The sequence below is a fragment of the Pseudomonas paraveronii genome (assembly GCF_963681955.1).
Taxonomy (GTDB): domain Bacteria; phylum Pseudomonadota; class Gammaproteobacteria; order Pseudomonadales; family Pseudomonadaceae; genus Aquipseudomonas; species Aquipseudomonas paraveronii.
The window spans coordinates 1,195,778-1,218,160 of sequence record NZ_OY817130.1 but is presented as its reverse complement, the minus strand read 5'-3'; the positions used below and the strand labels follow the sequence as shown (position 1 = coordinate 1,218,160).

The 22,383-nt window shown below is 61.7% G+C and carries 22 protein-coding genes; 7 read left to right on the top strand and 15 right to left on the bottom strand.

From position 1 onward, the window contains the following. Positions 1-109: 109 nt before the first annotated feature. The 8 genes from pdxJ to lptF form a co-directional block, all read right to left on the bottom strand. Positions 110-853 carry a pyridoxine 5'-phosphate synthase gene (gene pdxJ, locus U5A08_RS05435; RefSeq protein WP_253393526.1) on the bottom strand — a complete coding sequence of 248 codons (744 nt, stop codon included), beginning with the start codon at positions 851-853 and terminating at the stop codon, positions 110-112. 51 nt (positions 854-904) lie between these two features. Further along, the gene (gene recO, locus U5A08_RS05430) at positions 905-1,594 is read right to left on the bottom strand and encodes a DNA repair protein RecO (protein ID WP_253393525.1); all 690 of its coding nucleotides are present in this window, start codon (positions 1,592-1,594) and stop codon (positions 905-907) included. 156 nt (positions 1,595-1,750) lie between these two features. Further along, entirely contained in the window at positions 1,751-2,653 is a 903-nt protein-coding gene (gene era / locus U5A08_RS05425; protein ID WP_247403227.1) for a GTPase Era, read from the bottom strand. Then, on the bottom strand, positions 2,646-3,335 hold the full coding sequence (gene rnc / locus U5A08_RS05420; protein WP_046384585.1) for a ribonuclease III: 690 nt from the start codon (positions 3,333-3,335) through the stop codon (positions 2,646-2,648). Before rnc ends, era begins: the two co-directional genes overlap by 8 nt. 147 nt (positions 3,336-3,482) lie before the next feature. Beyond that, on the bottom strand, positions 3,483-4,337 hold the full coding sequence (lepB, locus tag U5A08_RS05415; RefSeq protein WP_046384586.1) for a signal peptidase I: 855 nt from the start codon (positions 4,335-4,337) through the stop codon (positions 3,483-3,485). A gap of 5 nt (positions 4,338-4,342) precedes the next feature. Beyond that, positions 4,343-6,142, bottom strand: a complete 1,800-nt coding sequence (lepA, locus tag U5A08_RS05410) for a translation elongation factor 4 (protein WP_253393524.1) — start codon at positions 6,140-6,142, stop codon at positions 4,343-4,345. 151 nt (positions 6,143-6,293) lie between these two features. After that, the gene (gene lptG, locus U5A08_RS05405; RefSeq protein ID WP_247403236.1) at positions 6,294-7,373 is read right to left on the bottom strand and encodes an LPS export ABC transporter permease LptG; all 1,080 of its coding nucleotides are present in this window, start codon (positions 7,371-7,373) and stop codon (positions 6,294-6,296) included. Next, complete coding sequence (gene lptF, locus U5A08_RS05400) at positions 7,366-8,484, bottom strand: LPS export ABC transporter permease LptF (protein WP_193040447.1); 1,119 nt, start codon at positions 8,482-8,484, stop codon at positions 7,366-7,368. Before lptF ends, lptG begins: the two co-directional genes overlap by 8 nt. A gap of 285 nt (positions 8,485-8,769) precedes the next feature. Between lptF and U5A08_RS05395 the strand changes: the two genes are divergently transcribed. The 5 genes from U5A08_RS05395 (at position 8,770) to rlmF (ending at position 15,415) form a co-directional block, all read left to right on the top strand. Further along, a complete protein-coding gene (locus U5A08_RS05395; protein ID WP_321850652.1) occupies positions 8,770-10,260 on the top strand; it encodes a leucyl aminopeptidase in 1,491 nt (496 codons plus the stop codon). A gap of 52 nt (positions 10,261-10,312) precedes the next feature. Beyond that, complete coding sequence (locus tag U5A08_RS05390; RefSeq protein ID WP_247403241.1) at positions 10,313-10,741, top strand: DNA polymerase III subunit chi; 429 nt, start codon at positions 10,313-10,315, stop codon at positions 10,739-10,741. 7 nt (positions 10,742-10,748) lie between these two features. Further along, positions 10,749-11,153, top strand: a complete 405-nt coding sequence (locus U5A08_RS05385; RefSeq protein WP_253400346.1) for a DNA polymerase III subunit chi — start codon at positions 10,749-10,751, stop codon at positions 11,151-11,153. Between the two features lie 174 nt (positions 11,154-11,327). Beyond that, entirely contained in the window at positions 11,328-14,174 is a 2,847-nt protein-coding gene (locus U5A08_RS05380) for a valine--tRNA ligase (protein ID WP_321850650.1), read from the top strand. Between the two features lie 218 nt (positions 14,175-14,392). Further along, a complete protein-coding gene (gene rlmF / locus U5A08_RS05375) occupies positions 14,393-15,415 on the top strand; it encodes a 23S rRNA (adenine(1618)-N(6))-methyltransferase RlmF (protein ID WP_321850649.1) in 1,023 nt (340 codons plus the stop codon). 67 nt (positions 15,416-15,482) lie between these two features. Here the strand turns inward: rlmF and U5A08_RS05370 are convergent, their stop codons facing one another. Then, positions 15,483-15,764 (bottom strand): HU family DNA-binding protein, encoded by a 282-nt coding sequence (locus U5A08_RS05370; protein WP_253393520.1) that lies wholly within the window; start codon positions 15,762-15,764, stop codon positions 15,483-15,485. A gap of 397 nt (positions 15,765-16,161) precedes the next feature. Here U5A08_RS05370 and yejK point away from each other — a divergent pair, with 397 nt between their 5' ends. Together yejK and U5A08_RS05360 are read left to right on the top strand one after the other, a co-directional pair. Then, on the top strand, positions 16,162-17,166 hold the full coding sequence (yejK, locus tag U5A08_RS05365; protein ID WP_321850648.1) for a nucleoid-associated protein YejK: 1,005 nt from the start codon (positions 16,162-16,164) through the stop codon (positions 17,164-17,166). Further along, positions 17,166-17,516 (top strand): glutaredoxin family protein, encoded by a 351-nt coding sequence (locus U5A08_RS05360; RefSeq protein ID WP_321850647.1) that lies wholly within the window; start codon positions 17,166-17,168, stop codon positions 17,514-17,516. Before yejK ends, U5A08_RS05360 begins: the two co-directional genes overlap by 1 nt. On the opposite strand, the gene U5A08_RS05355 is transcribed toward U5A08_RS05360, so the two are convergent. The 6 genes from U5A08_RS05355 to U5A08_RS05330 all read right to left on the bottom strand — a co-directional run bounded on the left by U5A08_RS05355 (position 17,517) and on the right by U5A08_RS05330 (position 22,283). After that, positions 17,517-18,494, bottom strand: a complete 978-nt coding sequence (locus U5A08_RS05355) for a FecR family protein (protein ID WP_321850646.1) — start codon at positions 18,492-18,494, stop codon at positions 17,517-17,519. Then, positions 18,491-19,069 carry an RNA polymerase sigma factor gene (locus U5A08_RS05350; protein WP_253393517.1) on the bottom strand — a complete coding sequence of 193 codons (579 nt, stop codon included), beginning with the start codon at positions 19,067-19,069 and terminating at the stop codon, positions 18,491-18,493. Before U5A08_RS05350 ends, U5A08_RS05355 begins: the two co-directional genes overlap by 4 nt. Before the next feature lie 7 nt (positions 19,070-19,076). Beyond that, complete coding sequence (locus U5A08_RS05345) at positions 19,077-19,403, bottom strand: DUF3325 domain-containing protein (RefSeq protein WP_321850642.1); 327 nt, start codon at positions 19,401-19,403, stop codon at positions 19,077-19,079. After that, on the bottom strand, positions 19,404-20,978 hold the full coding sequence (locus U5A08_RS05340) for a PepSY domain-containing protein (RefSeq protein ID WP_321850640.1): 1,575 nt from the start codon (positions 20,976-20,978) through the stop codon (positions 19,404-19,406). Then, positions 20,975-21,277: a DUF3649 domain-containing protein gene (locus U5A08_RS05335; RefSeq protein ID WP_321850639.1), complete on the bottom strand. Its 303-nt coding sequence runs from the start codon at positions 21,275-21,277 to the stop codon at positions 20,975-20,977. Before U5A08_RS05335 ends, U5A08_RS05340 begins: the two co-directional genes overlap by 4 nt. Positions 21,278-21,371: 94 nt before the next feature. Continuing rightward, entirely contained in the window at positions 21,372-22,283 is a 912-nt protein-coding gene (locus U5A08_RS05330) for a LysR family transcriptional regulator (RefSeq protein ID WP_253393513.1), read from the bottom strand. Positions 22,284-22,383 lie beyond the last annotated feature (100 nt).

Genomic DNA, 22,383 nt, shown 5'->3' with positions numbered 1-22,383 from the left:
TAAACAGTAAGACTTCGCATTGCCGCATGCCGAAAACACCGAAGGCTAATGTGGGAGGGGGCAAGTCGAATCGTCGCACCGCCCCTCCCACATTGGATCTTCATTGCTTTTAGTGCTTGGCAGCGGCCAGGATCAGGGCCTTCATCTCGGCGACCGCGCCTTTGAAACCGACGAACAACGCGTGCGCCACCAGCGCATGGCCGATGTTCAGTTCGTTGATGCCCTTGATCGCGGCCACGGCTTCGACGTTGTGGTAGTGCAGGCCGTGGCCGGCGTTGACGATCAGGCCGTGGTTGAGACCGCAGTTCACGCCGTCAATGATGCGTTGCAGCTCATCGGCGACTTCGGTCGGCGTGGTCGCATCGGCATAACGCCCGGTGTGCAGCTCGATGGCCGGCGCGCCAACGCGGTGCGAGGCTTCGATCTGGCGCTCATCGGCATCGATGAACAGCGAGACTTCGCTGCCGATCTGCGACAGGCGCTCCACTGCGGCCTTGATGCGTGCTTCCTGGCCGGCCACGTCGAGGCCGCCTTCGGTGGTCAGTTCCTGACGGGTCTCCGGCACCAGGCAGATATGCGCCGGGCGGATGCGCTCGGCGAACGCCATCATTTCTTCGGTGACGCCCATTTCGAAGTTCATGCGGGTTTGCAGCACATCCTTGAGCAGCAGCACGTCACGCTCCTGGATGTGCCGGCGGTCTTCGCGCAGGTGTACGGTGATGCCGTCGGCGCCCGCTTCTTCGGCGTCCAGCGCGGCTTTGACCGGGTCCGGGTAACGGGTGCCCCGGGCCTGGCGCAGCGTGGCGACGTGGTCGATGTTGACGCCGAGAAGAATGCGATTGCTGGTGGTCACGGAAGCGCTCCTGAATAGGGAAAGAAACGCTGCACAGCATACACGGGGTTGTCAGGGCTTTCGAAACAACTCGCGACTGACCAGCGGCCGCCCGCCCAGATGCACGGCCAGGGCCTGGCGCATCAGGCGCTTGGCGGCGGACAAGGCGCCCGGCGCGCTCCAGTCAGCTTCGCTCATGGCCAGCAGTTCGGTGCCCTGAAACAGGCCGGGTTGCAGCAGGTACACACGCTCCAGGCCGGCGTCGACTTGCAGGCGATACATGCCGTCGGCGGCGATGGGCTCGCCGTGCAGGTCGTTGCTCAGCTCAAAGCCGTAGCCCAGGTCGTCGAGCAGGCGCCATTCGAACGCGCGCAACAGCGGTTCCAGCGGGCGGCCTTCGGCCAGGGCCAGCAGCGTCGCGGCGTAGTGATCGAAGACCGCCGGGTGCGGGTCTTCGGCGGGCAACAGGCGGATCAGCAATTCATTGAGATAGAGGCCACTGAACAGCGCTTCGCCATTGAGCCAGGCGGAGTTGCCGACGCTTTCCAGGCGGCCGACGTTTTTCAGCTCGCCCTTGCCACGAAATTCCACGTCCAGCGCCACAAACGGCCGCGCCAAGGTACCTGTCTTGCCCCGCGCGCTGCGCAACACCGCGCGCAGGCGCCCCTGGGGCGTGAGGAAATCCACCAACGCGCTGGTCTCGCGGTAGGCGCGGCTGTGCAGCACATAGGCGGGTTGGCTGGGAGGCGGGGTTGAGGACATGGGTTCTCGTTGCTGGAATGCACTAGTGAAAACAACACAAACCTAATGTGGGAGGGGGCTTGCCCCCGATGGCAGTGTGTCAGTCACTTATTTGCTAACTGACCCACCGCTATCGGGGGCAAGCCCCCTCCCACATTTTTTTTCCCTGCGGCGTCCTTACAGGTCGCCGTAACCCAGGGAGCGCAATGCGCGCTCATCATCGGACCAGCCACCCTTCACCTTCACCCACAGGTTCAGCATGATCTTGGAATCGAACAGCAATTCCATGTCCTTGCGCGCTTCAGTGCCGATGCGCTTGATGCGTTCGCCCTTGTCGCCAATGATGATTTTTTTCTGGCCGTCACGTTCGACGAGGATCAGCGCATGGATATGCAGGGTCTTGCCTTGCTGCTTGAACTCTTCGATTTCGACGGTGATCTGGTACGGCAGCTCGGCGCCCATCTGGCGCATGATTTTCTCACGCACCAATTCGGCGGCGAGGAAACGGCTGCTGCGGTCGGTGATCTGGTCTTCCGGGAAGAAGTGCTCGTTCTCCGGCAGGTAGCCGGCAATCACGCGCTCCAGGGCTTCGAGGTTGTGCCCGTGCTGGGCCGAGATCGGCATGATCTGGGCGTTCGGCAGTTGTTCCTGCAGCCAGCTCAGGTGCGGCATCAGCTCGGCTTTGTCTTCGATGCGGTCGGTCTTGTTCAGCGCGACGATCAACGGGCCGGTGACGTACTGCACGCGCTCGAGGACCATCTGGTCTTCGTCGGTCCACTTGGTGCGGTCGACCACGAAGATCACCACGTCGACGTCTTTCAACGCAGCCGAGGCGGTCTTGTTCATGTAGCGGTTCAGGGCTTTCTCGCCGCCTTTGTGCATGCCCGGGGTGTCGACGTAGACCGCTTGCACGGTGCCTTCGGTCTTGATGCCCAGCATGTTGTGACGGGTAGTCTGCGGCTTGCGCGAGGTGATCGCGAGCTTCTGGCCGAGGATGTGGTTGAGCAGCGTGGACTTGCCCACGTTGGGACGGCCGACGATGGCAACATAGCCACAGCGTGTTGCGGTTGAATCAGTCATGGCCATTCTCCACGCCCAGGGCAATCAGTGCTGCAGCGGCCGCTACCTGTTCGGCAATACGACGGCTCACACCCTGACCTCGGCTTTTTTCATTCAATAAGGTGATTTCACATTCCACGAAAAAGACGCGGCAATGCGGTTCACCCTGGATATCCACCACTTCGTAGCGTGGCAGTTCGCACCCGCGGGACTGCAGGAATTCCTGCAGACGGGTCTTGGGATCTTTGTTGGTGTCGACCAGGGTCAGGCTTTCGATCTCGGACGTCAGCCAGGCGGTAACGCGCGCCTTGGCCGCTTCCATGCCCGCATCCAGATAGATGGCGCCGATCAGCGCTTCAAGCGCGTCGGCCAGGATCGACTCACGACGGAAACCGCCGCTCTTCAACTCACCGGAACCCAGGCGCAGGTACTCGCCCAGGCCAAAACCACGGGCCAGCACGGCCAGGGTCTCGCCCTTCACCAACCGCGCACGCAAACGCGACAGCTGGCCTTCACGGGCTTGAGGGAAGCGTTCGAACAGGGCTTCACCGGCAACGAAATTGAGGATGGCATCACCGAGGAATTCCAGGCGTTCGTTGTTACGCCCTGCAAAACTGCGGTGTGTGAGAGCAAGGACCATCAGTTCCTGGTCTTTGAAGGTGTAGCCGAGCAGGTGCTCGAGACGACTTAGAGAAACGCTCACGGTTTACCCATATCTGTTTGGTGGCACCGGCGGCCATCGACGATTGACGCAGTGTTCAAATTCAAATCCTGGTTGGTGCTGCATGAGGCTGGACATTGTCCAAGCCCCAAAAAAGCATTCGGCGCTGTGATCACAGCGCCGTCTGTATTACTTGATCAGCCCGACCCGCGAGAAGTTCGGCAGGTGGCTGAGTTTGGGTTCCGGCCAGCTCATCCAGACCGCGAAGGCCTTGCCGACGATATTCTGGTCGGGAACCATGCCCAGCAGGTCCTTGGGAATGGTTGGATCATCCCAATAGCGGCTGTCGTTGGAGTTGTCGCGGTTGTCGCCCATCATGAAATAGTGCCCGGCCGGCACTTTCCATTCGCCATCGGGCATTGCGCGGTAGCGACTCATTTCCTTGCGGATTTCGTGCTCCACCGCACCGAGTTTTTCCTGATACAGCTCGGCGCTGCCCAGGGTGTTCGGTTCGGCACCCAGTAGCTTCTCGGCCACCGACTCACCGTTGATGAACAGGCGCTTGTCGCTGGTGTAGCGAATCACGTCACCCGGCAGGCCGACCACACGCTTGATGTAGTTGACGTTCGGATCGCTCGGGTAGCGAAACACCATCACATCGCCGCGCTGCGGGTCGCCGATCTCGATGACTTTTTTGTCGATCACCGGCAAGCGAATCCCGTAGGAAAACTTGTTCACCAGGATGAAGTCGCCCACGTCCAGGGTCGGTTTCATCGACCCCGACGGAATCTGGAACGGCTCCACCAGGAACGAACGCAGCACCAGTACGATGAACAGCACCGGGAAGAACGATTTACCGTATTCAACCAGCAAAGGTTCTTTGTTCAGCTTCTCGATCACCACGACATCGGGCTGGCTGACGCTGCCCTGATAGGACGCGATAGCCGCCCGCCGACGCGGGGCGAAGAACACCAGATCGAGCAACGCCAGGAGTCCGCAAACGGCAACGGCGATGACCAGCAACAGCGGGAAATTTAGCGACATAGGACCTAACTATCCAACCTGAGCACCGCAAGGAAGGCTTCTTGTGGAATTTCCACGTTGCCCACTTGCTTCATGCGTTTTTTACCGGCCTTTTGCTTCTCAAGCAGCTTGCGCTTACGGCTGACGTCGCCACCGTAGCATTTGGCCAGTACGTTCTTTCTGAGTGCCTTGACGGAAGTCCGCGCAATGATCTGCCCGCCAATGGCGGCCTGGATCGCGACGTCGAACATCTGGCGCGGAATCAGTTCTTTCATCTTCTCGGTCAACTGTCGACCTTTGTAGTGCGCGTTGTCCTTGTGCACGATCAGTGCCAGGGCATCGACCTTGTCGCCGTTGATCAGCACATCCAGCTTCACCAGATTAGCCGACTGGTAACGATCGAAGTGGTAATCCAGCGAAGCATAGCCGCGACTGGTGGATTTGAGACGGTCGAAGAAGTCCAGGACCACTTCGTTCATCGGCAAATCGTAGGTCACTTGCACCTGGGTCCCGAGGAACAGCATGTCGTGCTGTATGCCACGTTTCTCGATACACAGGGTAATGACGTTGCCCAGGTGCTCCTGCGGCACAAGAATATTGGCGCGCACGATCGGCTCGCGCATGTCTTCGATGGAAGACAGGTCCGGGAGCTTGGAGGGGTTGTCGACGTAAATCGTTTCACCGTTTTTGAGCAACAACTCAAAAATAACGGTTGGCGCGGTGGTGATCAGGTCCAGGTCGTATTCGCGCTCAAGGCGCTCCTGGATGATCTCCATGTGCAGCATGCCGAGGAACCCGCAACGGAAGCCGAAGCCCAGGGCGTCGGAGCTTTCCGGGGTGTACTGCAACGACGAGTCGTTGAGGGTCAGCTTTTGCAGGGCTTCGCGGAAGTCTTCGAAGTCGTCGGAGCTGACCGGGAACAGGCCGGCGTACACCTGCGGCTGGATGCGTTTGAAGCCCGGCAGCACGTCGACGTCAGGGGTGGAACTCAAGGTCAGGGTGTCACCCACCGGCGCACCGTGAATGTCCTTGATGCCGGCGATGATGAAGCCGACTTCACCGGCTTTCAGATCAACGGTGGCGGTGTGTTTCGGATTGAACACACCGACGCTGTCCACCAGGTGGATCTTGCCGGTGGATTTGACCAGGATCTTGTCGCCCTTTTTCACACGGCCGTGGCGCACGCGTACCAGGGAGACAACCCCCAGGTAGTTGTCGAACCAGGAGTCGATGATCAACGCTTGCAGCGGATCTTCGTAGTTGCCGGTTGGGGCAGGAATGGTTTTCACCAGGCGTTCGAGCACTTCGTCGACGCCCAGGCCGGTCTTGGCGCTGCACTCGACGGCGTCGGTGGCGTCAATGCCGATGATTTTTTCGATTTCTTCCTTCACGCGGTCCGGATCGGCCTGCGGCAGGTCGATCTTGTTCAGCACCGGCATGACTTCCAGGCCTTGCTCGATGGCGGTGTAGCAGTTGGCCACGGACTGGGCTTCAACGCCCTGCCCCGCGTCCACCACCAGCAGCGCGCCTTCACAGGCCGCCAGCGAACGGCTGACCTCATAGGTGAAGTCGACGTGGCCGGGGGTGTCAATGAAGTTCAGCTGGTACTTGATACCGTCTTTGGCGGTGTAATACAGGGTAACGCTGTGGGCCTTGATGGTGATCCCGCGCTCGCGTTCGAGGTCCATGGAGTCCAGCACCTGGGCTTCCATTTCACGCTCGGCAAGGCCGCCGCACATCTGGATGAATCGATCGGCCAGCGTCGACTTGCCATGGTCAATGTGGGCGATGATGGAGAAATTGCGGATATGACTCAAATCACTCACGGATCAACACTCAAAAAGGCTGCAGGCAGACTGCCCGCTGAAAAATAGCCGGGAATTGTACCTGATGCTCGGGCCAGGCGTCATCTTTGCTGACCAGAACAAAAATGCCCCGATCTCTCGAACGGGGCATTTTTTGTTCATAAGCGCACGATCACCCGGCGCGGCGCAGCAGCCAGAACCCGGCCAGGGCGCATATAGCGGTCGGCACCAGCACCGCAAACAACGGCGAGAAACCGAACACCAGGCTCGACGGGCCAAGCAAATCCTGGGCGATACGGAAGGCAAAGCCCACCAGCACGCCGGTAAAGACCCGCTGACCGAGGGTCACGGAGCGCAACGGGCCGAAGATAAACGAGATCGCCATCAGCACCAGCGCGGCGGTGACCACCGGCTGCAGCACCTTGACCCAGAACGCCAGCCAGTAGCGACCGTTGCTCAGTCCCTGGTCCTTGAGGTAGTGGATATAGCTCCACAGCCCGGAGATCGGCAGGCTTTCCGGGATCATCACTACCGTATTGAGCAGTTCCGGCTTCAGGGCGATGTCCCATTGCTCGGTCGGCACATTGATCACTTCGGTGCTGGCCTTGGTGCCCTGGCCGACATTGCGGAAGTAGGTGGTGGTGACGTCGGTCAGTTGCCATTGCTCGGCGCTGTATTGGGCGCGCTTGGCGAAACTGGAGGACAACATGTGGCGTTCTTTGTCGAACGTGTAGCGAGTGACCCCCACCAACAGGCCGCCCGGCTGCACGGCGTTGATGTGGATGAACTCATCACCCTGGCGGTGCCACAAGCCATGCCTGGCGCTCTGGGCATCGCCCGAGCCCTGGGCCAGGGCGCGATTGGCCTGGGCGGTGGATTCGGCCGGCGGTGCGACGTATTCACCGATCAGCACGCTGCACATCATCAGCAGCAACATGGGCTTCATCACCGCCCACACGATACGGCCGATGGAAACACCGGCGGCGCGCATGATGGTCAGTTCACTGTTGCTGGCCAGGCTGCCGAGGCCGATCAGGCAGCCGATCAGCGCAGCCATCGGCATCATGTCGTAGAGACGACGCGGCGCGGTCAATGCCACGTAGCTCAGCACGTCCCACACGGTATACGTGTCGGTGACGTTACCCACTTCATCGATAAAGGCGAACAACGACGCCAACCCGAGAATGATGCCCAACACCGCCAGGATGGCGATCAGTACGCTGCTACCAATGTAGCGATCGAGCTTAGCCACGAGCCAACTCCTTCTGGCCAAGACGGCTCTTCATTTTCAGACGGATAGGTTCCCAATAGAGCAGCCCGAGGCCGATCATCAGGAAGATCCCGTGTACCCACCACAGGCCCAGCGTCGGTGACAGCTTGCCCTTTTCCAGGGAGCCACGGGCGGAGATCAGGATGGTCAGGTAGGCCATGTACAGCAGGATCGCCGGCAGCAACTTGAGGAAGCGGCCCTGGCGCGGGTTGACGCGGGACAGCGGCACGGCCATCAGGGTCACGATGAACACCAGCAACGGCAGGGAAATACGCCATTGCAGCTCGGCGATAGAGCGCAACTCCGTGCTGCCCAACAGCGCCTGGGTCGGGATCGCATCGCGGTCGGTGACCTCGTTGCTGATGTCCGGGCGGGCGAGCATCACGCCATAGGTGTCGTACTTGATGGCGCGGTAATCGGCCTGGCCGGGGCTGCCGTCATAGCGATAGCCGTTTTCCAGGATCAGGTAGCGGCTGCCGTCGGGGCGCACTTCCTGGCGCCCGGAATCGGCGACCAGGACGGAGATGCCACGGTCTTTCTTGTCCTGCCCCAGGCGTTTCTCGGAGATGAACACCCCGCCGAGGTTGGCGCGGTCGTCAGTGAGGGTTTCGGTGTAGGTCACCCGCGTACCGTCACTGAGTGCCTGGAAGCGGCCCGGTTCGAGGGTGTCGAACTCGGTCATGGCGTCCTGTTTGTTCAGCACCAGTTCGAACTGCATGGCGCCCTGGGGGGCCAGGCTCAGGCTCAGCCAGGCGACGATCAGCGCCACGCCGGCGGCCGGGATCATGGTCATGCCCAGCAGGCGTTGCTGGCTCATGCCGGTGGCCGAGAGCACGGTCATTTCGCTTTCAAGGTACAGCCGGCCATAGGCCAGCAGAATCCCGAGGAACAGGCCCAACGGCAGGATCAGTTGCAAAAAGCCCGGCAGACGAAAGCCCATGATCAGGAACAGTGAGCCGGGGTCCAGAGCACCGGAAGCAGCCTGAGCCAGGTATTTGACGAAACGACCACTCATGATGATGACCAGCAATACCGCGCTCACGGCACTCAGGGTCAACAGGACTTCGCGGGACAGATAACGGAAGACGATCAAACCAGACACTCCAGGGTTGTCAGGCTAAGGCGGCCAAACAAGCAAGCATAACGAGTCGGCCCGTTTAAACAGGCCGGCTAAAAAGATGGCGCATTATCCTGTGATTGACCGCGCCTGTCACGGAGCTTACTCATGCGCGTACACAAAGCGTGCGGCAAGGGTTGTCAGGCTCCGCCAGCGAGGTTCAAACTGCGGGCTTTGTCGCTGGCGGTTTACACGGCTGCCAGGCTTTAAAGCCGGAGCACACAGACTCCAGGCTCACAGACCTTTATAAGGGACCCGAACATGGAATTGGTTGTAAAAAGCGTTAGCCCCGAAACGTTGAAAACCGCCACCCTCGTGGTCGCTGTCGGCGAAGGCCGCAAGCTCGGCGTTGCCGCCAAACAACTCGACGAACTGAGCGGCGGCGCCATCAGCGCGGTCCTCAAGCGCGGCGACCTGGCCGGCAAAGTCGGCCAGAGCCTGCTGCTGCAAAGCCTGCCCAACCTCAAGGCCGAGCGTGTGTTGCTGGTGGGCGTGGGCAAGGACGCCGAACTCGGCGACCGCCCGTTCCGCAAGATCATCAGCGGCATTCTCACCACCCTCAAGGGCCTGGGCGGCAGCGATGCAGCGCTGGCACTCGATGAAATCGTGGTCAAAGACCGCGACAGCTACGGCAAGACCCGCCTGCTGGCCGAAAGCCTGCTCGACGGCGGCTACGTCTTCGACGAGTTCAAGAGCCAGAAAGCCGAACCGCGCGCCCTGAAGAAAGTCACCCTGCTGACCATCAAGGCCGCCCAGGCTGAAGTCGAACGCGCCGTGACCCACGCCCAGGCTATCGCCGCCGGCATGTCGTTCACCCGTGACCTCGGCAACATGCCGCCGAACATTTGCCACCCGACCTACCTGGGCGAACAGGCCAAGGCGCTGGGCAAGGAATTCAAGAGCCTGAAAGTCGAAGTGCTGGACGAGAAGAAGATCAAGGAACTGGGCATGGGCTCGTTCTACGCGGTCGGCCAGGGCAGCGATCAGCCGCCACGCCTGATCGTGATGCAATACAACGGCGGCAAGAAGGCCGAGAAGCCTTACGCCCTGGTCGGTAAAGGCATCACCTTCGACACCGGCGGCATCAGCCTCAAGCCGGGTGCCGGCATGGATGAGATGAAGTACGACATGGGCGGCGCCGCCAGCGTGTTCGGCACCCTGCGTGCGGTGCTGGAGCTCAAGCTGCCGATCAACCTGGTGTGCATCCTGGCCTGCGCCGAAAACATGCCGAGCGGCGGCGCGGCCCGTCCGGGCGATATCGTCACCACCCTCAGTGGCCAGACCGTCGAGATCCTCAACACCGACGCCGAAGGCCGCCTGGTGCTGTGCGATGCCCTGACCTACGCCGAACGCTTCAAGCCACAGGCAGTGATCGACATCGCCACCCTGACCGGCGCCTGCATCGTCGCCCTCGGCTCCCACACCTCGGGCCTGCTGGGCAACAACGACGAACTGATCGAGCAACTGCTCAGCGCCGGCAAGGCCGCCGACGACCGCGCCTGGCAACTGCCGCTGTTCGATGAGTACCAGGAACAACTGGACAGCCCGTTCGCCGACATCGCCAACATCGGCGGCCCGAAAGCCGGCACCATCACCGCGGCCTGCTTCCTGTCGCGCTTCGCCAAGAACTTCAACTGGGCACACCTGGACATCGCCGGCACCGCCTGGACCAGCGGCGGCAAGGACAAGGGTGCCACCGGCCGTCCGGTGCCACTGCTGACCCAGTACCTGCTGGATCGCGCCAAGGCCTGAAAACCGTGACCCCGGGGCGGCGCTACAGCCGCCTCGGGCTCCAGGAACCGCAATGACCCAAGTCGACTTCTATATATTGCCCAGCGCCGACCCGCTCGCGCGCCTGGACTTTGCCTGCAAACTCACCGAAAAAGCCTGGCGCATGGGCCACCGCATCTACCTGCATTGCAGCGATGCCGCTCAGCGCGACGAGCTCGACGCCCGCCTGTGGCGCTTCAAGGGCGAAAGTTTCGTACCCCACGGCCCCGCAGAAGCTGAACCCGAAGGCCAGGTGGTCCTGGGTGTGGGCGACAGCTGCGGCGATCACCATGACCTGCTGGTCAACCTCGACCTGAAAGTCCCGGCCTTTGCCAAGGCGTTCGCCCGTGTGGCCGAAGTGGTGGTGGAAGATCCGGCTATTCGTCAGGCCGCGCGGGAGAGTTTCCGTTTCTATCGCGAACAGGGCTATCCTTTGCAGGATCACCGGCTACAACGACTTTGAGTGCATGATGGACACCCCGAATACGATAAAAAAAGACGACCACCTGTTGGACGACCTGGAGTCGATCCGTCAGTTACTGGGTGATGACAACCTCCAACCGCCGCTGCTGACGGAAACCGTCAATGGCGACGTGCAGATTCCCCTGCTGTTCGACATGGTCGGCGCCAAGCCGGTTGAGCCGCTCGAACCGCCACCTGCCCCGGCCACCCCGGTTGTCGAAGCGGCGCCCGCTGCAGCGCCTGCCGAAAAGACCCCGGATGCCTTGCTGCTGCACCTGGACAACGAACTGCGCGCCGCCGCGCAATTGATCATGCAGGACGTGATCGACGACTTCGCCCCGCATATCGAAACCGAGATCAAGCGCCGGATGGATGCGCGGATGGAGCGGTTGCTCAGCCAATATCAGAATTAGCGCCCCTGTAGGAGCGAGCTTGCTCGCGAAAAACGTCAATGATGGCGCGGACATCCTGAATGAACGCGCGGCCCTTCAGGTTTTCGCGAGCAAGCTCGCTCCTACCCCTCGCCCCTATCCCCCGTTATACTTGTCGGCTTTCCTGAATTAATGCCAACTAGGGTCCCGCCGCGCATGGATAAGACCTACCAGCCGCACGCTATTGAAACTTCCTGGTACCAGACCTGGGAGTCCGAGAATTATTTCGCTCCGCAAGGCGCGGGCGATTCCTACACCATCATGATTCCGCCACCGAACGTCACTGGCAGCCTGCACATGGGCCATGGCTTCAACAATGCGATCATGGATGCGTTGATCCGTTTCCGTCGCATGCAGGGCCGCAACACCTTGTGGCAACCGGGCACCGACCACGCCGGTATCGCCACGCAGATGCTGGTGGAACGCCAACTCGAAGCCACCGGCCAGAGCCGTCACGACCTGGGCCGCGAGAAATTCCTGGAAAAAGTCTGGGAATGGAAGGATCAGTCCGGCGGCAACATCAGCCGTCAGATCCGTCGCCTGGGCTCGTCCGTCGACTGGAGCCGCGAGCGCTTCACCATGGACGACGGTCTGTCGGAAGCCGTGAAAGAAGCCTTCGTGCGCCTGCATGAAGACGGCCTGATCTACCGCGGCAAGCGCCTGGTCAACTGGGACACCAAGTTGCACACGGCAATTTCCGACCTCGAAGTGGAAAACCACGACGAGAAAGGCTTCCTGTGGAACCTCAAGTACCCGCTGGCCGATGGCGCCAAGACCGCTGAAGGCCACGACTACCTGATCGTCGCCACTACCCGTCCGGAAACCATGCTCGGCGATGCCGCCGTGGCCGTTAACCCGAACGATGAGCGCTACCAGGCCCTGATCGGCAAGTTCGTCGAGCTGCCGCTGGTTGGCCGGCGCATCCCGATCATCGCCGACGACTATTGCGACCCTGAATTCGGCACCGGCTGCGTGAAAATCACCCCGGCCCACGACTTCAACGACTACGAAGTCGGCAAGCGCCACAACCTGCCGCTGCTGAACATCTTCGACAAGAATGCCGCCGTACTGCCGGCCTGCCAGGTGTTCAACCTGGACGGCACGCTGAACGAGAGCATCGACGGCAAGATCCCGGCCGAATACGCCGGCCTCGACCGTTTCGAAGCGCGCAAGCAGATCGTTGCCGCCTTCGACGCCGCCGGCCTGCTGGTCAGCGTCGACGACCACAACCTGAAAGTGCCGAAGGGCGACCGCTCCGGCACTATCATCGAGCCTTGGCTGACCGACCAGTGGTACGTGTCCACCAAACCGCTGGCCGAGCCGGCGATTGCAGCCGTGGAAGATGGCCGTATCCAGTTCGTGCCCAAGCAATACGAAAACATGTACTTCTCGTGGATGCGCGACATCCAGGACTGGTGCATCAGCCGTCAGTTGTGGTGGGGCCACCGCATTCCGGCCTGGTACGACGAGTCGGGCAAAGTCTATGTCGGCCGCGACGAAGCCGAAGTGCGCGCCAAGCACAACCTCGGCCCGGACGTAGCCTTGCAACAGGACAACGACGTACTGGACACCTGGTTCAGCGCGGGCTTGTGGACCTTCTCGACCCTGGGCTGGCCGCAGCAGACCGAATTCCTGAAGAAATTCCACTCCACCGACGTGCTGGTCACCGGCTTCGACATCATTTTCTTCTGGGTCGCCCGGATGATCATGATGACCATGCACTTGGTGAAAAACGAAGATGGCACGCCGCAGGTGCCGTTCAAGACCGTGTACGTCCATGGCCTGGTGCGCGATGGCCAGGGCCAGAAGATGTCCAAGTCCAAGGGCAACGTTCTGGACCCGCTGGACATCATCGACGGTATCGACCTGGAAACCCTGGTGCAGAAACGCACCTCAGGCCTGATGCAGCCGAAACTGGCGAAAAAGATCGAGAAGCAGACCCGCGACGAGTTCGCCGACGGCATCGCCAGCTACGGCACCGACGCCCTGCGCTTCACCTTCTGCTCGCTGGCGTCCACCGGTCGCGACATCAAGTTCGACATGGGCCGCGTCGAAGGCTATCGCAACTTCTGCAACAAGATCTGGAACGCGGCGCGCTACGTGCTGGATAAAGGCGAAGACTGCGGGCAGAACGGCGAAGCCGTCGAGCTGACCCTGGCCGACCGCTGGATCATCTCGCAGTTGCAGCGCACCGAAGCCGAAGTGACCCGCCAACTCGATCAGTTCCGTTTCGACCTGGCCGCGCAGGTCTTGTACGAGTTCATCTGGAACCAGTATTGCGACTGGTACCTGGAACTGTCCAAGCCAGTGCTGTGGGACGAAAACGCGCCAGTCGAACGCCAGCGCGGCACCCGTCGCACCCTGGTGCGCGTGCTTGAAGTGGCGCTGCGCCTGGCGCACCCATTCATGCCGTTCATCACCGAAGAAATCTGGCAGCGCCTCGCGCCGCTGGCCGGTGTCCAAGGCAAGACCATCATGCTGCAACCTTGGCCGGTGGCCAACGAAACCCGCATCGATGAGGCTGCCGAAAGCGATATCGAATGGCTCAAGAGCCTGATGCTCGGCACGCGCAACATCCGCGCCGAGATGAACATCGGCCCGGGCAAGCCACTGGCGGTATTCGTGAAGAACGCCAGCGCCGAGGACCAGCGTCGCCTCACCGAGAACGATGCGCTGCTCAAGAAGCTGGCCAAACTGGAGTCGATCACCGTGTTGGCGGCTGGCGCCGAAGCGCCACTGTCGGCGACCGCGCTGGTCGGCGACATGGAAGTGCTGGTGCCGATGGCCGGCCTGATCGACAAGGACGCGGAACTGGCCCGTCTCGACAAGGAAATCCTGCGCCTGCAAGGCGAAGTGCAGCGGGTCGGCGGCAAGCTGTCCAACGCGGCATTCGTCGACAAGGCACCGGCTGAAGTGATCGACAAGGAACGCGCCAAACTGGCCGAGGCTGAACAGGCCCTGGGCAAGCTGGCGGAGCAACATGCGCGGATTTCCAGCCTGTAAGGGCTAGCCGTGTAAAAAAAAGAGACCTTCGGGTCTCTTTTTTTTACTTTGCAAACCCGATCAATGTGGGAGGGGGCTTGCCCCCGATAGCGGCGTATCAGTCTCAACTCTTTTGACTGCCACACCGCTATCGGGGGCAAGCCCCTTCCCACATTTGATCGAGTTGACCTCAGGATGTGTGACAATGCCCACCACTTTGAGCCAACACCAGAATCATCATGACCGCCCCCAGCACACCGAAACCTTCGCGCAAGAAGCCTAAAACCGCCGCCACGGCCAAACCCGTCGTGCCGCGTAAAGAGGCCAGCCTGCACCCACGCAACCGCCACCAGGGCCGTTACGACTTCCCGGCGCTGATCAAGACCACGCCGGAACTGGCGCAATTCGTGATCATCAACCCTTACGGCAAGGAAAGCATCGACTTCGCCAGCCCGGACGCCGTGCGCGTGTTCAACCGGGCGCTGTTGAAGTCCTTCTATGGCGTGCAGCATTGGGACATCCCGGCGGATTACCTGTGCCCGCCGGTGCCGGGGCGTGCCGACTATGTACACTTCCTCGCCGACCTGCTGGCCAGCGTCAATGACGGCGAAATCCCCCGTGGCGCGCCGGTCAAGGTGCTGGACATCGGCATGGGCGCCAACTGCGTCTACCCGCTGATCGGCTACAGCGAATACCGCTGGCACTTCCTCGGTTCGGAAGTCGACCCCACCGCAGTCGCCGCCGCCAAGGCCATCGTGCAGTCCAACGGCCTGAACAAGGCGATCCAACTGCGTCAGCAGAGCAATCCCAAGCACATTCTGCTGGGCCTGCTGGAACCCGGCGAGCGCTTTGACCTGACCATGTGCAACCCGCCGTTCCACGCGTCCATGGACGAAGCCACCAAGGGCAGCGAACGCAAATGGCGCGCCTTGGGCAAGGCCGATCCGAAACGCAAGTTGCCGGTGCTGAACTTCGGCGGCCAATCGGCCGAACTGTGGTGTGAAGGCGGTGAAGCGCGCTTCGTAACGCAATTGATCGCCGAGAGCGCGCACTTTGCCCACAAGGTGCTGTGGTTCAGCACCCTGGTGTCGAAAGCCTCGAACCTGCTGGCGATCCAGACTGCGCTGAAAAAGGCCGGTGTACTGGAGAGCCAGGTGGTGGAAATGTCCCAAGGGCAGAAGCAGAGCCGGTTTGTCGCCTGGACCTTCCAGACCCCCTCCGAGCAGCAGGTGTGGCGCCAACGCTGGGCACGTAAAGACTGAGCCCAAATCCCGGGCAACAAAAAACCGTGCCCGGATCGCTCCGGCGCACGGTTTTTTTTGCTGCGTCTTACTTGTTAACAGCGTCGGTCAGGCCTTTGGCCACAACCAGCTTGATAACTTTCTTGGCAGCGATTTCGATGGCAGCGCCAGTCGAAGGGTTACGGCCAGTACGGGCAGGGCGCTCGGTCACTTTCAGTTTGCCAACGCCTGGCAGAGTGATTTCGCCGCCGTTTTCCAGCTGATCAGCAACAATTTGAGCCAGCTGGTCCAGCAGAGCGCGCACGGTGGTTTTCGGTGCGTCTACTGCTTCAGCCAGGTCAGCGATCAGTTGGTCTTTAGTAATAGCCATTGTGGTGTTCCTTCCCTATCAAATTCATATGGATTGCAGAGTGCAGTGTCAGCCGTCGAGCCCGACCGTCAAGGCCTGGCATCCCCGGCTATAACCACGGAGATCGGGGTTATAGATGCTTGAAACGGGGATTGGTTCGACCTGACAAGTGCTGAATGCACGCTTAACGCCGAGTCTTGGGCGTAAGACCGGGCAAAACTAGCACAGAGACGGGGAAATATCCGCTTCTACCTACCCATTTGGTCAGCTTTATCGCTCTAAACCGTGAAAAAAAGGCATATGGCCCGTCGGAGGCCTTCCAAAACACCTTCAAAGCACGTCTTGGCCAACGGGTGCGGTACACTGGGCGACTTTTCGGGGAGGCCAACCGCTCCCCTATCAACCAGCCGAGAAGCCTATGCCGATCCGTCATTGCATCGTCCACCTGATCGACAAAAAACCCGACGGCACACCCGCAGTTCTCCACGCCCGCGGCTCCGAGCTTGCCGAGTCGGCCGCGATCGAGAACATGCTTGCCGACCTCAACGAGAGCTACAACGCCAAACAAGGCAAGGCCTGGGGTTTCTTCCATGCCGAGTCGGGCGCGCACCCGTTCAGCGGCTGGTTGAAGGAATATTTCGAGGGTGGCCAGGATTTCACCACGTTCAGCCGCACCGCCGTCGAACACCTGCAGAAGCTGATGGAAGAGTCCAACCTGTCCACCGGCGGCCACGTGCTGTTTGCCCACTACCAGCAAGGCATGACCGACTACCTGGCCATCGCCCTGCTGCACCACAGCGAAGGCGTGGCGGTCACCGACGAACTGGACGTGACCCCATCGCGCCACCTCGACCTGGGCCAATTGCACCTGGCGGCGCGGATCAACGTGTCCGAGTGGCAGAACAACAAGCAGTCCAAGCAGTACATCTCGTTTATCAAAGGCAAGAATGGCAAGAAAGTCTCGGAATACTTCCGCGATTTCATCGGTTGCCAGGAAGGCGTCGACGGCCCAGGCGAAACCCGCACCCTGCTCAAGGCGTTCAGCGACTTCGTTGAAAGCGAGGACCTGCCCGACGAAACTGCCCGCGAAAAAACCAAGACCCTGGTGGACTACGCCAGCAGCCAGGCCAAGCTCGGCGAGCCGATGGGCCTGGAAGAATTGTCGGGTTTGATCGATGAAGATCGGCCTAAGGCGTTCTACGACCATATCCGTAACAAAGACTACGGCCTGTCGCCGGAGATCCCGGCCGACAAACGCACCCTCAACCAGTTTCGCCGCTTCACCGGGCGCGCCGAGGGGCTGTCGATCAGTTTTGAAGCACACCTTCTGGGCGACAAGATCGAGTACGACGAAGCCGCCGGCACCCTGATCATCAAGGGCCTGCCGACCCAACTGACCGACCAGCTCAAGCGCCGAAACTGATGCTCGGCGGGGTCTTTAAAAAAGTCCTGCTGGTGTTGCTGGTGGTGGTAGTGATCCAGAACTGGGGCAAGGTCGAACGGCTGTTCAACCCGTCCCAGGTGGTCGCCGAGCAGACGCGGGCCTCGGCGCGCGTGGTGCTCTATTCGACCGAGTGGTGTGGCTACTGCAAACAGATCCGCCGCTTCCTCGACCAGAAAGGTATTCCATACCAGGCGTTCGATATCGACAAAGACGCCACAGCGCGCAAGGCCTATGAGGCATTGGGCGGTGGTGGGATTCCGTTTGTGGACGTGAATGGCACGTTGATTCGCGATTACAGCCCCGAAGCGATCATGGCGGCGCTGAAGTAATCAGCGCACCACAATCATCCGTCCCAACACCGTGTGCTGCTCGAACCCCAGCACCGCCTGCAACGCATTCAGTACGGCGTGCGGATCGTTACTCGGGAAGCTGCCACTGACACGCCGGGCGCCCAGTTCGTCGTTGAGCAGCAGGATGCGCCCAGGGTAGTAACGGCGCAAATCCTCGATCACCTCGGCCAGCGGCGCCTTGTAGTAGTTGAGCCAGCCGTCGCGCCAGGCCAGGCGTGCTTCGCTGTTGACCGCGTGCCAGGGTTCGGCGACGCCATCGGCGTAGGCCACTTGCTGACCCGCCGTAAGAATTTGCTGCTGCCCCTGCTTGGCCGGTGTGACGCCGACCCGCCCCGACAACACCGTCACCTGCGCGCCCGCCGGTTGCAGGCGCACTTCGAACTGCGTGCCCAGCACCCGCGTTTCACCGCTGCCCGCTTCCACCACAAATGCCGCGCCGGTGTGAGTCACGCTGAAAAAGCCCGCACCGCGACGCAGTTGGACATGCCGCTCACCCTGGCTGAAATCCACAGCAATGGCGCTGTCGGCATCCAGGGTGACGTGGGATTGATCGGCCAGGGTCACGGTTTTCACCTCGCCCGGCGCCGTGACGTAATCCGCGCCGAAGTCCTCGACCCAACGCGACGGTTGCCAGCCGGCGCCCATCGACAGCATCACCAGCAGGCACGCGGCCATCGCCAGCGCGCCGGCCCCGCGCATGACCCGCGAGCGTTTCGAGGTGTGCATCGCATTCAGGTAGCCCTGCAAGGCCAGCGCGTCTTCATCCGCCAGTTTGCGCGCCGGTACTTCGCTTAACTCCCAGAGCAATTGGGCCTGGGAATAGGCCTGGACATGCGCCGGGTCGGCCTGCAGCCAACGGCTGAAGGTGGCCTGGTCGCCGCTGCTGGGCTGGTCATGCAACAGGCTCAGCCAAGCCAGTGCGGCCTGTTGCTGGTCGGGCGTCGGGGTGACGTTCACGGTGCTTTCCCTGGCGAGCGTGGAGGCGATGGCTCACGAAGGCTGGCTTTGCAGGCTTCGAGGGCACGCATCATATGTTTTTCCACGGCACTTTGGGACAGCCCCATGGCCTTGGCGATTTGCGCGTACTTGCGGCCGTGGATGCGGTTGAGCAGGAAGATCTGGCGGGTACGCTCGGGCAAGCTGCGCAAGGCGGCTTCGACGTGACGCAGGTCGTTGCCGGCCTCCAGCGCAGCCTGGGGCTCGGAGCCCTGATTGTCCTGCTGCTCGGGCAACCAGCCTTCGTTGCTGCGCACCCGCGCGCTTTCGCTGCGCAGGTGGTCGATGGCGATATTGCCGGCGCAGCGCAGCAGGTACGTGCTGAGTTCTTCGACCTGCACCAGCGGCCGCCGCCAGAAGCGCAGGAACAAGTCCTGCACCAGGTCGGCCGCCGTGGCGCGACAGCCCACGCGCCGGCTGACCAGCGCTTCCATTTGCGAGCGCTGGGACAAAAACACCTGCAGGAAATGCGCACGCCCACCCGCCGCGTCAGCGGGCTGGCTGTCCTGGGGTTCCGGTGGCGTACTGATCATCATGCGCGGCTCACAGGGTGGCGAAGGCCGCGACGGGGCTGGCCAGCAGGCCAACGCCCGCCAAGCTCAAGGCCAACCTCGGCCGATACGGCAACAGCAGCACCAGCAGCAGCGCGCTGAGCATCAACACCGCGCACCACTCCACCAGCCCCTGGGCCAAGCCCGTGGCGGCCACCGCCGGCCAGATCGATAGCGTCAGCAGCCACCCGCCAGCCACGCGCAACCCCAAGCGACGACGCGGCGACGGCTTGCTGCGCAGCAATTCGCCATGGTGACGGTCGGTGGACAGGCACAGTGCGGTAAACCCGGCGTAGCACATCAACCATGCAAGCAACATTCAGTGCGCCTCCGATTTGAGATTGAGCGGGCGTGCCCTTTCGACCTTGGGTTGGGGCGCCGTGCGACGGTGCATTTTCCAGGCGGCCCAGGCGAGAAACACACCGCTGCCCAGGCACGTCAGGTCGAAGCCGGCCATGGCCCAGTCGCCCGTCGCCAGCGACACGCCCAGGTGGTTCGAGGTGGTCAGCGCGTTGAGCAGAGGGATCGCGCTAAACAACAGTGCGCCAACGCTCAGTTGCTCGACCCAGGCCTGGCGCCCTCGACGCAGCACGGCGTGCAACAGGCTCAGGCCCCAGACGATAAAGAAGACCTGCACTTCCCAGTCGGAACGCTCGGCAACGCTCACCGGCAGCAAACGGTTGGCCCAGAAGAACGCCGCAATGGCGAGCAACAACCCGGACATGCTGGCGATATTCAGCACTTGCACCAGACGCAGCTCAAACGGCATACCCCCGGTTTTGGCGTGCTTGAGCTGGCGCTTGCCGAGCCAGATCACCAGCCCGGTGCCAATCATCGCCGTGCCCGCCAGCCCGCAGATAAAGTACAGCCAGCGCAACACCGGACCGGCGAAATGGCCCATGTGCAGGCCATAAAAACTGCCGCCGATCGCCGCCGGCAGCGATTGCTCGGCGCTGACCCGCAGCAGTTCGCCGGTGCTGCCGTTGAACGACACGGTGCTGCCGAAATCATGCACCACGCGGTCGCCGCCGGCGCGGAACACATTGACCGAGGCGTTCACGTCACTTGGGTTATTCACCGCCAGCCGCCCCACATGCCCACCCGCCCACTGCGCCCGCGCCTGCTCGTACATCGGCAGCAACGGCAACAAGGTGCCGGGCTGGCCGAGCGCTGGCGCGTTGTCGGTGGAGGGAAACACATCGTTGAAGAAGGCCCGGCTGTCGTTGCCGTAAGAGGCCACGATGGGGGCCGGCATGACCAAGCTCATGAAGATCACCAGGCTGCTGTAGGTGATCATCAAATGAAACGGCAGCACCAGCACGCCCACTGCGTTATGCCCGTCGAGCCAGGAGCGCTGACCCTTGCGAGGGCGGAAGGTGAAGAAGTCCTTGAAGATTTTTTTGTGGGTGATGATGCCGGTGATCAATGCGACAAACATCACCATCGCGGCAAGGGTGGATAACCAGCGGCCCCAGGGATGCGGCATTTGCAACTGGAAGTGGAAGCGATAGAAGAACTCGCCGCCCTTGCTTTCACGGACCTGCACGGCTTGGCCGCTGACCGGGTCGAGGACTTTCTGGATGAAGTCGCCGCGTTTGCCGGGGTCGACCTTGTCTTGCCACATCACCGACAGGCCAGGGTCGCGGCTGTCCGGCAAGGTGATAAACCAGCGTGCAGCGTTGGGCGCCTGCTGTTGCAAGTAGGCTTGGGCCACCGCAAGGCTGCGCCCATCGTCCAACGGGTGGGCCTGCACTTCGGGCTGGGTCCAATGGCTGATTTCATCTTTGAAATACGACAAGGTGCCCGTCAGAAAAATCGCAAACAGCAGCCAGCCAAAGATCAGTCCGGCCCAGGTGTGCAACCAGGCCATCGCCTGGCGAAAACCTTCTTTCATGTGCGTGCCATCCATACACCCACACCCGCCAGGGTCGCGAACAACGCGCTCGGCAACATCACGCCACACCACGCACGCCAAGCCGTGCGGCAGGCAAAGCACCACAGCACCGCCAACAGGTAGAACACAAACGAACTCATCATCCCGGTGATCACCGCATCGGCGCGGGACGTGGGCAGCCACAGCGCCAGGCAGATGGCGGTCAGGGACGCCATCAGATAGCCACCGAGCACAGCGGCCAATGCGCGTGACGTGACAGCGAGGCGGTAAGCGGCGGGAAGCGAGGTTTTGCTTTTCATGCAGGAAGCGCCAGGTTCATCAGAGCGCAATATTAATGATAAATATTCTCATAAGCAAAAGAGAACGGATGAATCACCTGCCTGAAGGCAAAACCTAACTGCCCGCCAGGCAACTCGGGGTGCCCGCGACCAAGGCGTCGATGGCGCAGCGCGTCTTGGCCGGCATGTGCGCCGCCGTGGGCCAGATCACATGGATCGGCGCGGGCTGCTCGCGGTAGCTCGGCAGTACCGCTTCCAGTTGCCCGCGCAGCACATAGTGCGCAATCAGCCAACTCGGCAACCAGGCCAGGCCCACGCCGGCGATGGCGGCATCGGCCACGGCCTGGAGGTCGTCCATCATCAGCGGCGACGCGACCTGCACACGGTGCGGGCGGCCCTGGGCATCGTTGAGCTGCCACTCCAGGCGCGGCGCAGTGCAGCGGTAGGCAATGCCGCGGTGTCCGGCCAAATCCTCAAGACGCTCGATTCGCCCGACACGCTGCAAATACGCCGGGGCTGCCGCCAGGCCGATGGCCTGCTCGCCCAGGCGCCGCGCGCTCAGGCGGTCGGTGTCGGGTAACGCGCCGATGCGCACCGCCAGGTCGAAGCCTTCCTGGGCCACGTCGATCAGCCGGTCAGAAAACGAAATATCAATCTCCAACTGCGCAAACCGATCCAGCAGGCCCCACAACGCCGGCGCCGCGTAGTGATGCCCGAAAGCCAGCGGCAAGCTCGCCCTCAAGCGCCCGCGAGGCTGCTGCCGACCGCTTTCCAGCACCGATTCGGCCGCTTCCAGCTCGGCCAGCGCGCGCAGGCAATGCTCGTAATAGGCCTGCCCGTCCTCGGTCAACCGCTGGCGGCGGGTGGAGCGCTGCAACAGGCACGTGCCCAGGCGTGCCTCGAGTCGCGCCAAGCCTTTGCCCACGGCCGAACGGGTGAGGTTCAGCCGTTCGGCGGCTTCGGTCAGGTTGCCGCTCTCGACGATCTGCAGAAAGAGTTCAACGCCATCAAAACGTGGGGTGGCCATGCTGTAATTGTCGCCTGCAATTCCCTGATTGAATGAAAACTTGTCACGAATAAAGAATCCGCTTCCCGCGAGAATGGCACGCTCCCCCTCTCGAAAGGAA